The 12,551-nt window shown below is 36.4% G+C and carries 9 protein-coding genes and 1 pseudogene; 8 read left to right on the top strand and 2 right to left on the bottom strand.

Annotation, left to right across the window (positions count from 1 at the left end; genetic code table 11):
• The first annotated feature begins 741 nt into the window (after positions 1–741).
• The 7 genes from FFM71_RS13000 (at position 742) to FFM71_RS12970 (ending at position 10,259) form a co-directional block, all read left to right on the top strand.
• A complete protein-coding gene (locus tag FFM71_RS13000) occupies positions 742–1,851 on the top strand; it encodes a DMT family transporter (RefSeq protein WP_137612588.1) in 1,110 nt (369 codons plus the stop codon).
• 119 nt (positions 1,852–1,970) lie between these two features.
• Positions 1,971–2,891 carry an aldo/keto reductase gene (locus tag FFM71_RS12995; protein ID WP_137612587.1) on the top strand — a complete coding sequence of 307 codons (921 nt, stop codon included), beginning with the start codon at positions 1,971–1,973 and terminating at the stop codon, positions 2,889–2,891.
• A 30-nt stretch (positions 2,892–2,921) separates the two neighbouring features.
• A complete protein-coding gene (locus FFM71_RS12990; RefSeq protein ID WP_137612586.1) occupies positions 2,922–3,530 on the top strand; it encodes an NAD-dependent epimerase/dehydratase family protein in 609 nt (202 codons plus the stop codon).
• 711 nt (positions 3,531–4,241) lie between these two features.
• A complete protein-coding gene (locus FFM71_RS12985; protein WP_137612585.1) occupies positions 4,242–5,864 on the top strand; it encodes an APC family permease in 1,623 nt (540 codons plus the stop codon).
• Between the two features lie 789 nt (positions 5,865–6,653).
• On the top strand, positions 6,654–8,282 hold the full coding sequence (locus FFM71_RS12980; RefSeq protein ID WP_171000579.1) for an APC family permease: 1,629 nt from the start codon (positions 6,654–6,656) through the stop codon (positions 8,280–8,282).
• Between the two features lie 589 nt (positions 8,283–8,871).
• Complete coding sequence (locus FFM71_RS12975; protein WP_137612584.1) at positions 8,872–9,405, top strand: DUF1836 domain-containing protein; 534 nt, start codon at positions 8,872–8,874, stop codon at positions 9,403–9,405.
• A 5-nt stretch (positions 9,406–9,410) separates the two neighbouring features.
• The gene (locus FFM71_RS12970) at positions 9,411–10,259 is read left to right on the top strand and encodes a DegV family protein (protein ID WP_137612583.1); all 849 of its coding nucleotides are present in this window, start codon (positions 9,411–9,413) and stop codon (positions 10,257–10,259) included.
• 144 nt (positions 10,260–10,403) lie between these two features.
• On the opposite strand, the gene FFM71_RS12965 is transcribed toward FFM71_RS12970, so the two are convergent.
• On the bottom strand, positions 10,404–11,312 hold the full coding sequence (locus FFM71_RS12965) for a LysR family transcriptional regulator (RefSeq protein ID WP_137612582.1): 909 nt from the start codon (positions 11,310–11,312) through the stop codon (positions 10,404–10,406).
• Between the two features lie 207 nt (positions 11,313–11,519).
• Between FFM71_RS12965 and FFM71_RS12960 the strand changes: the two genes are divergently transcribed.
• Positions 11,520–12,158 carry an NAD(P)H-binding protein gene (locus tag FFM71_RS12960; RefSeq protein ID WP_137612581.1) on the top strand — a complete coding sequence of 213 codons (639 nt, stop codon included), beginning with the start codon at positions 11,520–11,522 and terminating at the stop codon, positions 12,156–12,158.
• A gap of 242 nt (positions 12,159–12,400) precedes the next feature.
• Here FFM71_RS12960 and FFM71_RS13725 read toward each other — a convergent pair.
• A pseudogene (locus tag FFM71_RS13725) lies at positions 12,401–12,551 on the bottom strand (IS630 family transposase); the annotation flags it as partial.

Here is a 12,551-nt window from a genome sequence, read left to right as displayed (position 1 = left end):
AACTCATTTACTATTTTGACTTTGAAATCCAGATTGTACTTAATCATAGTGAACCCCTCCAGGTTTGGATCATGTGTCCAACCTCATGGGTTCACTCCACGCGCCCGGTGGTGTAATTGCTGAAGCAATAACGCCACTTTCGCTGCAAATGAATACTCTCAGCTCTTACAACTAGTTTATTTTTTAATAGCGGAATAAAATGAGATTTATTTAAATAAATTAACTCTAGGCCAGTAACAGCAATGGTTATATTAGCTTTTCACGTTTCAACCTCTAGTAATAACAAAACAAACTACAACTTTCGATTGTATGGAAGAATTATAGTTTGTTTTTTTTTTGTTTTTTTTATCTAATTTTCTTAAATTTATTAATCAAAGCATAATTGGATCACGACAAAACAAACAATTATTGTTGAAACATTTCATATTCATATTTATTAATGAAGAATGAATTAGTCGTAAGAGATGAACCTATTAACCAGCTGTGGGTGTGGCGTTACGGCTTCAGCCGTTACACCACCGGGCGAGTTTGGAGACTTACCGTTCTTTGGTAAGGCTTCAAACCGAGGTGCGAGACCGTACCTCAGGCTCGGGCCGGTCCGCATAGCAGGTTAATAGGTTCATCTCTGGAGACGGCATTTTTAAATTATTTAATATTTGGAAACACTTACATTTTTTGCAACCCCAAAATGAGAGTAAACTAAAGTTATTCACTTACAAAAAATGGGGATGACATTAAGTTTTGAATATAAAGGGTTTTCTATACATATTGATACCAACATTCTTGTTCAGCTCAATGGAAATTGCGTTGAAGATTGCTGGAGGACAATTTAATCCAATCGAATTGAATTTTATTAGATTTTTGATTGGTGGATTGGCTTTATTACCATTTACTATTCTTTACCTTAAGAAAAATAATGTTCGAATCGATAGATCAGGTTTGGCAAAAATTGCTTTAACTGGGTTTGTTATCGTAGTTTTGAGTATGACACTTTATCAACTATCAATTGGAATGACCAAAGCTTCTGTCATTGCCATCATGTTGAGTGCCAATCCAATCTTTGGTTTGATTATTGGTTTTGTTTTTCTAAAAGAAAAATTATCCAGAACTAACGTCTTGGCATTGATTTTAACATTAGTCGGTTTATTGATTATTATCAATCCATTCCATCTATCCGGGGCTATGGGTATCGTTTTAGGACTTTTGTCCTCAATTATTTTTGGTATTTACGGTGTTATGTCACGTGTTTACGGTGGCAAGATTGGCTTAAATGGTCTGTCAATGACTTGTTTAGCCTTCTTATTTGGTGCTACTGAATTGGGAATTTTAATGGGTATCACTCATATTCCTGCAGTTGCCAATGCTATCCCTAGTGGCTTTTCTGAGTTCTCAAGAATTCCATATTTCCAAGGAATTAGCCTTCAAACATTGCCATTGATTCTTTACATTTCCGTTCTTGTTACTGGAGTGGCTTTCGGTTTGTATTTCCTTTCAATGGAAAAAGTTGGTATTCTAGAATCATCATTGATTTTCCTTGTTAAACCTGCTTTAGCACCAGTTATGGCGCTATTCGTTTTAGGTGAGGCTATGAATGTTAATACGATTGTTGGTATTGTCGTGATTCTATTTGGTTCATTAATTACACTTATGGGCGAAAAGATTGCATATGGTGTTATGTCTATCTTCAGACGTAATAATCCTGAAGCACATCAACAAGTTGATGAATTAGAAGTTGTTAAAGATAAAATTGAAAATAGCAATCTTGCTAAACGTCGTAAGGCTACAGAGGCTGCAGTTCGTAACTCCCTAGAGGAGAAACGAGAAAGTAACGAACTACCTTCTGAAAATTAAAATATAAAAATAAGATTATGTGAAATATGCATAATCTTATTTTTTTTGGATTCATTGAGCTATTATTAAGGTAACGGTTTCAAAACAACCTGATTTGTAATGAGGAGGTATGTGATTTAATGGATAAGTTGATTAAAATTGGTAATACAGATGTGGCTAGCAAAAAAATTGGTCTTGGTACTAATAAAGTTGGTGGACATAATTTGTTTAAAAATCTTAAGGATGAGGATGGCTATGCAGTCATTAAAAAGGCCATTGATAGTGGGATAACAACATTAGACACTGCCTATATGTATGGTTTAGGACGCTCTGAGAAAATTATTGGCGATGTAATCGGCGACTATGATCGTCAAAAACTAGTAATTGCCACCAAAGCTGCTCAGGATCCAGACAATGATTTCAAGAATAATAATGATCCAGAATTTTTGAAAAAAGCGGTTGATGAAGCCTTAAAACGACTCAAAACAGATTATATTGATATTTTTTATATTCATTTTCCTGATGAAAAGACACCTAAGAACGAGTCAGTTGCTGCTTTGAACGAACTTAAACAAGCTGGCAAAATCAGATCGATCGGTGTTTCTAACTTTTCGCTTGATCAAATTAAAGAAGCCAATCAAGATGGTTTAGTTGATATTGTTGAGGATAATTACAGCCTGTTACATCGGGATGCAGAAACAAAGCTATTTCCATATTTAAGAAAGAATAACATTTCTTTTGTACCGTACTTCCCACTGGCATCAGGTTTATTGACAGGAAAGTATAGTGCTGCGGACGCAAAGAAGTTTAGTCAGTATACTCCGGACCAATTTAAGCAGATTTTAATAGCAATTGATAAGGTTCGTAAAATTGCTGAAAAATATGACGCTACAGTAGCACAAGTTATTTTGGCATGGTATATGAAGAATCCTGATATTTCCATCGTTATTCCTGGTGCGAGAAAGCCAGAGCAAGTGGAGCAAAATGTCAAAGCATTAGATGTAAACCTAGGAAATACCGATTATCATACAATTGACGAAGCATTTTCCGATTTCAAATAGGATAGTTAGAATAAGGGAGAAATAGCAATTATGGCAAAAAAAGTAGTAATTTTTGGTGCAAATGGATTTGTGGGCAGTGAATTTGCGAAAGCCTTTATTGAAAATGGAGATTCAGTAACAAGTGTTTCTAGAACAGGTGAACCATTGGGCAATGATGCTTGGCACAAACAAGTTGATTGGAAGATCGGCAATGCATTGTCAAAGGGCTTTTGGAGTGAAAATTTAAAAGATGCTGATGTTGTCGTGGATACGATTGGTGAATACAAAGAACAACCTAACGAGAATTTAACTTTTGAAAAAGTTAATTACCAAAGTGCTTTGAATATCGCAGATGCTGCAGAAAAAAACAACGTCCCTGTCTTTGTTTATATTTCAGCTGACGATATTCCCGGTGCCAACAAGCGTTACATTCAAACAAAGCGTGATGCCGAGGATAACCTGAATAAGCGTAGTTTTAGAACGGTTATTATCCGTCCTACGACGATGGTTACAAGTGATGATAAGGTCAATACGAGTGAGAAATATCATAGCATTGCCGTTGATATGGTTGCACTGGTTGGAATTGATGCCGTTGAGAATTCTAAAGGAAATGTTACTTTAGGTATTGAAGAACTTGATAATGATGAAGTGAACGAATAGTTTTTAGATGCCGTTTCCAGAGCTGAGAGTATTCAACTGCTGCGCGGAACGGTTCGAGCCAAAGTGCGGTCTCGAACCTCGGTTGAAGCCTCGCAAAAGCGGCGAGTCTTCAACACGCCCGGTGGTGTAATTGCTAAAGCAATAACGCCACTTTCGCTGCAGATGAATACTCTCAGTTCTTCCAACTAGTTTGTGCTTTCCAAATTAAATAAATTTCAACGATACTATGACAGTGACGTTTATATCAAATTGGATTCGTTTATAAATTAGCTAGAATGTCTTGATCATCTTTTAGTGACAAGATATTCTAGCTTTTTTTGTGCCATTCGTTCGAAATAATCAAAAAAATGTATGAATCTGAGAACGTCATATTAAAGAAATTTCACTTATTATCAAAGTAAGCGTTTTTAACCCTATTGTTGAAATTTAATTAGTTGTAAAATATAAACTTGTATTTTATATAACGTATAGTTTAAATTAATGAATCATTTTAAGGATATTTTTTACGCAAATTTCTTTAAAAATGATTTATAAAATAACGCATTGTGCTAGGTGATAATATATTTTTTGTCATAAAGGGAAAATGTTATTTGAATTGGATTTTACAAGCTATTTATTACAGATCCACGGTTCGGAATATTTTTCGACTCTGGAGACGGCACGGAAATACTATACGTTATATACATAAAATTTTTGTCGGGGAGTTTAGTTATGGAAGATTTGGAACCAAAAAAGAGCTATATTAGTTGGCCAATTCTTGCCTTAATGGATTTTGTCACCGTAATTGGTTTTGATGATTTAACTTATAATTTTCAAAATCAAGGTATGGGTGTTATTACTTCATGGATCATCATGCTATTTTTATATGTTATTCCATATTCATTAATGGTTGGACAATTAGGGTCAGTTTTTAATCACGAAGGTGGTGGATTGACTTCATGGGTCAGAGGAACTAGTGGGGAGTTTCTAGGTTACTTTACTGCTTGGACGTATTGGGCGGCTTCGATTCCTTATGTTGTCGATACAGCAAACTCAATTGTTGTTGGTTTAGGTTGGGCTTATAGCGGAGATGCGCGTTTGCAAGACCATATGTCTAATGGCTGGTTTGCCTTTTGGACACTAGTAACTTTTATCGTCTTTATCGTTGTCCAATCGCGTTTCAAACGTTCACTGGAAGTATTGAGTACGATTGGTGGAATCGCGATGTTTGGAATGACAGTGTTATTCGTTCTGATGACCTTTACAGCTTTGGCTATGGGTGGTCATATTGCAACACAGCCTATGAATATTCATACGCTTATTCCAAAGTTTGATCTGCATTATCTAACAACCATTGGTTTGTTGATTTATGCTGTTAATGGGGCCGAATTGATTGCACCATTTGTTACAAAAATGCGTCATCCTAAACGTGAATTTCCGAAAGCTATGATTATGTTGGCCGTTATGACGGCGTTCTTAACCATCTTTGGGTCATTCTCATTGGGAGTATTTTTTGATGCTTATCATTTACCAAATGACTTGAAGATGAATGGTTCATATTATGCCTTTCAAGCACTAGGTGAACAATATCATCTTGGTAATTTATTAATGTATATTTTTGCTTGGACTGAGGTTTTCTACTTAGCAGCCTTGTTGGCCGTGTTATTAGATGCGATGACGAGAATGCTGATTTCCGATACCGGTGCCAAGTATATGCCTAAAGTTTTACGTAAAACTAATGGTAATGGGTTGCCAGTTAATGGTTACTTATTAACTTGTGGTTTGAGTGCTTTCATCATGATGCTGGGTATTTTCTTGCCAAGTATGAATGATATTTTCAATTGGCTATTAAACTTGAATGGAATCATTTCGCCAGGTGTTACTTGCTGGATTTTCTTTGCATTTATTAAAATCCGTCAAGACAGTCAAAAATTCCCATCAGATTATGTTTATATCAAAAATGATAAATTGGCGCTGTCAGTCGGTTGGTGGTGTCTAATTATTACTGCTGTGGCAACAATATTTGGAATTGGACCTCAAGATGTTACCTTTGGTGGCTCAACTTGGTGGTACGAATTAATTATTAACTTTGTTTCTCTTATTGTTTTGATTGGACTAGGTGCCTTGTTGCCATACGTTACTCGCCGTGAGACACGTAGTACAACTGGATCTGCATTTACTCGTTTACAATGGAGCGGTATTTTAGCTGCGCTGTTCTTAACAATCGTTGGTGATTTGTATTTGGGAGGTTCTAACTATCACCACAATATTATTTCAATTGTGGTGATAAGTATTTTGGGAATTGCTCTCGTAATTGCATTTGGATGGAAAGAATACAATTTAGCTGAAAAGTAAATTTTACGGTTGGATTCTCTTAAAGCTGAAAGTTTATTTAAGTATGCCGTTTCCAGAGCTGAGAGTATTCAATTGCTGCGCGGAACGGCCCGAGCCAAAGTACGGTCTCGGACCTCGGTTGAAGCCTCGCAAAACCCGCGAGTCTTCAACACGCCCGGTGGTGTAATTGCTGAAGCAATAACGCCACTTTCGCTGCAAATTAATACTCTCAGCTCTTCCAACTAGTTTGTTTTTTTCTATAGCAGGAACAATAAAACGAAAACTCCTGATTATTTAAATAAATTAACTCTAGGTCTGTAACAACGACGGTTATATTAATTTTTCACCTTTCAATCTTTAGTTATTCCAATTTCGGAAGATTTTAATAAAATTCAAAAAGAACGTGGTAAATTAACTTTTATCACGTTCTTTTAATGTCCACAATTCTAAGTTTAACTTCCACGTTCTTACAGCCTAAAAGTTTGGCTCAAGACTGTAGTTAAGGCTTGGATCAGGTCTCAGAACGGGCACTATTTTCAAGGCCTTCATTGGTAGCAAAGGTTACATAAAATATTTCTATATGCTAGTCAGTTTTTTTATGGTAAAATATTTCGAGTTGCTTAGCTTTCCATAATGTACACCAAAAGGTCAATCTTTGAGATTGCGGTCATGTCGGGGAAGTAAGCGCTTAATTTTTTTGATATTTTTAAACCATTCCTCTACTATTTATTTTTAAATATTGTATATTTGAAGTAACCGTTAGGTGAATAAATTGGGAAGAATGATTTATTTTCACTTGAGGAAAACGCCATGACAGAATTAGATACAAAAAAGAAGTATATCAGCTGGCCAGTATTGGCCCTTATGGATTTTGTAACTGTTGTTGGATTCGATGACTTGACTTACAACTTCCAAAATCAAGGAATGGGCGTTATAACGTCCTGGATCATTATGATTCTCCTTTATGTTATCCCATATTCGTTAATGGTAGGCCAACTTGGTTCTACGTTTGATGATGATGGTGGAGGATTAACATCGTGGGTGAGAGAGACTAGTGGAGAGTTCCTAGGCTATTTTGCAGCTTGGACTTACTGGGCCGCCTCGATTCCTTATGTTGTAGATACTGCAAATACTATTGCTGTAGCTTTAGGATGGGTCGTCAATGGGGACGCGAGGCTACAGACGCAGATGTCAAATAGCCATTTTGCACTATTTACACTATTGATCTTTGTCTTTTTCATAATTATCCAATCCCGTTTCGAGCATTCGCTTGAAATACTGAGTACTATCGGTGGAATCGCCATGTTTGGAATGACGGTTTTGTTCGTTATGATGACCGTAGCGGCCCTTTCAATGGGTGGTCACATTGCTACTAGGCCATTGACTGTCCACACGATTGTACCAACATTCAATTTGCATTATCTGACAACCTTAGGATTCCTGATCTTTGCTATTAACGGTGCTGAAAGAATTGCCCCATTTGTGACGAAGATGCGTAATCCTAATCGTGACTTTCCTAAGGCTATGATTATGTTGTCAATAATGACTGGCTTCTTAACGATTTTTGGATCATTTTCATTAGGTGTCTTTTTCAACGCCTATCATTTACCAGACGATTTGAAAATCAATGGATCCTATTATGCCTTCCAAGCTTTGGGTGAAAGATTCCACATGGGTAATACGTTGATGTATATCTTTGCATTTACGGAAATCTTTTATTTGGCTGCTTTGTTGGCAGTTTTGTTGAATGCAATGACGAGAATGTTGATTTCAGATACTGGAAATCGTTATATGCCGAAGTTTTTGCGCAAAACGAATTCCGCGGGATTACCGATTAATGGATATTTATTAACAGTTGGTTTGAGTGCCTTTATTATGTTCTTGGGGATTTTATTGCCAAATATGAAGGATATTTTTAATTGGCTGTTAAATTTGAATGGAATTATTTCACCGGGTGTAACTTGTTGGATCTTCTGGTCATTTATTAAAATCAGAATGAATGATGATAAGTTTAGTTCGGGATATGTTTATATAAAAAGTAAAAAATTATCATTGGTCGTTGGCTGGTGGTGTTTACTAATTACCGGAGTGGCAACAGTGGCTGCGGTCGGTCCACAGGATGTTCCGTTTGGCTCATCAATGTGGTGGTATGAGTTAGTTATTAATTTTGTAGCCATTATTGTTTTAATTGGCTTAGGTTTTGTATTACCATACATTACGAAGAGAGAAAGACGCAGTCAGACAGGAACTGCCTTTACCAAGATACAACGCGTCGGTATTTGGATTGCTGTAATGGCAACGTTACTTGGCGATTTGTATTTAGGCGATACCAATTTCGGTCGTAATGTTGGTTATATTATTTTATTGACATCCGTGGGCCTTATACTAGTAATAGCAATGGGTTGGCGTGAGCATGATGTGAAGGAGAGTCTTGAATAGTATTCAGGGCTCTTTTTGCTATAGCCGTCTCCGGAACTGATAGTATTTACCGGCTATGCGGACCGGTCCGAGCCAAAGGGCGGTCTCGAACCTCAGTTTAAAGCCTTACCACAAAACGGTAAGTCTTCAAACATGCCCGGTGGTGTAATGGCTAAAGCCATAACGCCACACCCACAGCTGGTAAATACTATCAGTTCCTCCGACTAATTTAACCGCGTATATAATTACATTAAGATTTGAACATTTATATATTCATTAAAAGTACATATGTAAGGATAATTTGGTATATAAATGTCTTGTTTTTTTGAATAGATCACTAAAAATCTTACAAAAAGATAACTAGTCGAAGGAGATGAGAAATATTTATGCGCAGTGGAAGTTCTGTTATGGCTTTAGCCGTTACAAAACCGAGATTCGAGACCGCCTTCCGGGCTCGGATCGTTCCGCAAAGCCAGTGAATATTTCTCATCTCTGTAGACGGCATATATAAATTTTCGAATAACTATTCAATCTAGTTTTAAAAACTAGATTGAATAGTTAAGATTACTATGATAAATTATAACAGTAATTACAAAAGGAGCAGTTACTTATGGATGAGTTGCAGACATGGTTAGATAATATGGAAAACTATCACTTACCAAGATTTTCGGAGTTACCTGAATTGGACTTGTATCGTGATCAATTATTAACACTAGTTGATAAATATATCGGTCCTATTTGGCTGGAGGATAGTCCAGTTGTCACAACATCGATGGTTAATAACTATGTTAAAAATGGCTTACTGCCACATCCTGAGAAAAAGCGCTATACTCGCGAACATTTGGCTTATTTAATTGCAATTACTTTTTTGAAGCAAGTGGTTTCAATTAATGACATTCAAGAAGGCCTGGAGGTTCAAACGAGATCAAAAGGCGGCATTGCTAAAGCATATGATTTTTTCTGTGATAAACAGGAATTGGCATTGAAGATGCTTAATCATCGTGAAGAAGGCCAAGTACTTTCTGAAAAAGATCAGTCATCGGCATTCTTGTTGGTGGAAATGGTAACGATGGCTTTTGCTACGAAACTAATTACGAAAAAAATATTAATGATTGAAACGAATAATTTAGACGAAAAGAGCTAATTAAAATGGAAAAGATTGCTGTATTGGTAGATTCCTGTTGCGATTTACCGAAAGAATATCTTGGAAAACCTGGTATTTATGAATTACCAATGCAAATTGCTTACCATGACCGGACATACCTTGATCGTGTAGAAATTTCAGCTGAAGAAGTTTATAAAAATTTGCCAGTGGAAATCCCTAAGACTTCATTGCCTTCAGGTGAGTCAATTCAAGAGACACTCGATAAAATTGCGGCAGATGGATATGATCACATTGTTTCTATCTCGGTTTCATCTAGTTTGAGCGGGACATTTAACTTTCTAAAAGTCTTTCTCGATGAAGATGATAGATTCACATCCGCTTATTTTGATACGAAACAAGTTGCTGTGGCAGCTGGTTTGATTGCTGTTGGAGCTAAGAATATGATTGACGATGGCAAAGAGTTTGCAGATGTAACTGCTAAAGTCGCAGAAATGATTACGAATACGGTCGTTTACTTCTGCATTCCAACCTTGGAATATTTACGGGCTGGTGGCCGGATTAGTGCTGCTGCCGCTGCTGTTGGTGGAATTTTGAAGTTAGCACCAATCATTACATGTAAGGTTGATGGTTCGTATACGATTGCCGCTAAAGCACGTGGTATGAAAAAGGGCCAAAAGATGCTATTGAATCTTGCTCAAAACTTCTTGGGTGACGATAAAAATTATCTTTTGGCAGTTGGACATGGTGCTGACGAACCTGGTGGTCAAAAAATGTTTGATATATTGCATGACAACGGCATTAAAGGTCAACAAGAATTCTTAGGTCAAGTGGGACCAGCATTAGGAGTTCATACAGGACCTGGTTTGATAGGTATTGGGATTGTTAAGATTTAAAATCAAAAAAGAACGAGAATTCATTATGAATTCTCGTTCTTTTTTGTGTTTGTGTGGTGGTTCGAGTGGGTAAAATGCCAATGTTGACAGTAAAATGAATTTCATAATTATTAGAAAAACATGTTTGCTAGTGATTAAGATAAATTATTTAGGATAATTATTTTCGCTTTGTAATTTTATAAACTCATGTAAAAAATCAGAAGTATCTTTCCCAGGAAATTTTGCGCTTAATAATCCAAAGGGTACTGTAATACTGGTTTGTAATGGAACAGTCACGAGGTTAGGATGGATATTTTTCCAAGGAGTCAAAGTAATCATTGCAATATTTTCTTCAACGACCTTATTGAACGTATTTATGTCATATCGACCGTTTGTGTTAATTGCTTTAATGCTAGGAACGGTACTTAACATTTGATTACGTAATAAATCATTTTTTTCACTTATATCAGGTGGAACCATCAATATTTTTTGTTCTGCCAGGTCCTTAAAAGAAATTTTATCCAATTGCGCCAACGAATTATCGCTACGAATCGCAATCCCAAACTTATACGAACCAAGTTTAATGGCACTAAAGGATTGCTTCAGTGTCGCATTATCAAATGTGCCGACAATTAAATCACTACTACGACCTAGCATAGCGTATTCACGATTATTTGAATTTAAATCCTCTTGTAGTTGGACTAAGTGAATTTGAAAATTAGGCATTTCAGAAGCAATTTGATTCCACAACGACATGAAAGGTTCTGCGGGATGTAGTATTGATGTTCCTAATCTGATAATACGTTTGTCATCATTACGTACTCTACGTGTATCCTCAATAGCGTTATTTAGAAGATCTAGTAGTTGATGTACGTAAGGTTGAAACTTTTTTCCTTGGGGTGTTAATTTTACACCAGTAGGAGTACGAACAAATAGTTTCAAATTTAGTTCCGACTCCAGTCGATTTATTTGCTTCATAACAGCAGTTCCAGAAATAAAGCTTTGTTCCGCTGCCTTAGTAAAACTACCATATTCACTGACTCGTAAGAATGTTTGTAGTTGATTAATGTCCACATAATCATCTCCCATTTCCTTAAGTATAAACCATTGGTTGATAGTCAAACAACTAAGAGATTCTTCTCATGAACTAAGTAATTCAATATACTAATTATTGTCATTGAGATGTATAAGAACATGAATTGAAGTTCTCAGTGAAGTTGTTTTCAAAACAAACAATAGGAAATTATGATCATAAAATATTTGTTAAAGAAGGAAAAGTTAATGAAAAAGGTTATCTTATTAGGCGCAACCAGTGGAATTGCGAAGTATCTAATCCCATTACTACTTGAACAAAATAATGTTGAACTAACTTTATTTGCACGTCAGGCCAGACGTCGATTATCTGAATATAGTAATAATTCTCGAGTAATGCTTGTTGATGGTAATTGGAATAACACAGAAGAATTGGTAAAAGCAATTGCTAATCAAGATATTGTATATTTGGCAACTGGGCACTTTGTTTCTGCTAATCAAAATATTGTTAAGGTAATGAAAATGGAGAGTGTACAACGACTAATTGTTGCCGGCGGTTTAGGTATCTATGATGAGGTTACTGGAGAATTTGGTGAATGGAATGCTCGTATGATGGGAGATTATTCTAAGATTAAACGGGCCGCTAAAGTTATTGATGATAGTGGCCTTGACTATACATTTTTGCGTATGGCCTGGTTATACAATAATAATCAGCATAGCGAATATAAAATTATTCCTCAAGGAGAACCATTTAATGATACTCAGGTCACACGTCAGGCAGTGGCACTACTGGTTAGTAGAATAATAAAAGATCCAAATTTATATAGTAAAAGCAGTATTGGAGTCGCTGAACCGAATACCGCTTGGACAAAACCTTCATTTTACTAAAAAACTAAAGGTTGAAAGTTTGATGCATTATGCCGTTTCCAGAGCTGAAAGTATTCATATGCTGCGCGGAACGATCCGAGCCAAAAAGCGGTCTCGAATCTCGGTTGAAGCCTCACCAAAAACCGGTAAGTCTCCAACACGTCCGGTGGTGTAAGGACTAAAGTCCTAACGCCACTTTCGCGGCAAATGAATACTTTCAGCTCTTCCAACTAGTGGAGCGTAGCTCTCATGTTTATATTTAATCAACCTTCAAGTTTTGGATAAAGTGAATGTAATTTTATACGTGCATCTGCAGTTGTGAATTGCCAATCTATTGATAAATTTTTAGCATTACGTTCACTACACCATGCTGCTACTTCTCGTTTTAATTGTTCCATTTCTGGAATTCGCCTG

This window comes from Companilactobacillus huachuanensis (genome assembly GCF_005404815.1).
GTDB classification, from domain to species: domain Bacteria; phylum Bacillota; class Bacilli; order Lactobacillales; family Lactobacillaceae; genus Companilactobacillus; species Companilactobacillus huachuanensis.
Note: the sequence above shows the minus strand (reverse complement) of the source record. Positions and strands in the feature narration are given on the sequence as shown.

What these genes read in the sequence shown, in the direction of transcription:
- FFM71_RS12995 (WP_137612587.1), top strand. Translation starts at nt 1,971, where the DNA reads ATGGATAAGTTGATTAAAATTGGTAATACAGATGTGGCTAGCAAAAAA.
- FFM71_RS12990 (WP_137612586.1), top strand. Translation starts at nt 2,922, where the DNA reads ATGGCAAAAAAAGTAGTAATTTTTGGTGCAAATGGATTTGTGGGCAGT.
- FFM71_RS12985 (WP_137612585.1), top strand. Translation starts at nt 4,242, where the DNA reads ATGGAAGATTTGGAACCAAAAAAGAGCTATATTAGTTGGCCAATTCTT.
- FFM71_RS12980 (WP_171000579.1), top strand. Translation starts at nt 6,654, where the DNA reads ATGACAGAATTAGATACAAAAAAGAAGTATATCAGCTGGCCAGTATTG.
- FFM71_RS12975 (WP_137612584.1), top strand. Translation starts at nt 8,872, where the DNA reads ATGGATGAGTTGCAGACATGGTTAGATAATATGGAAAACTATCACTTA.
- FFM71_RS12970 (WP_137612583.1), top strand. Translation starts at nt 9,411, where the DNA reads ATGGAAAAGATTGCTGTATTGGTAGATTCCTGTTGCGATTTACCGAAA.
- FFM71_RS12960 (WP_137612581.1), top strand. Translation starts at nt 11,520, where the DNA reads ATGAAAAAGGTTATCTTATTAGGCGCAACCAGTGGAATTGCGAAGTAT.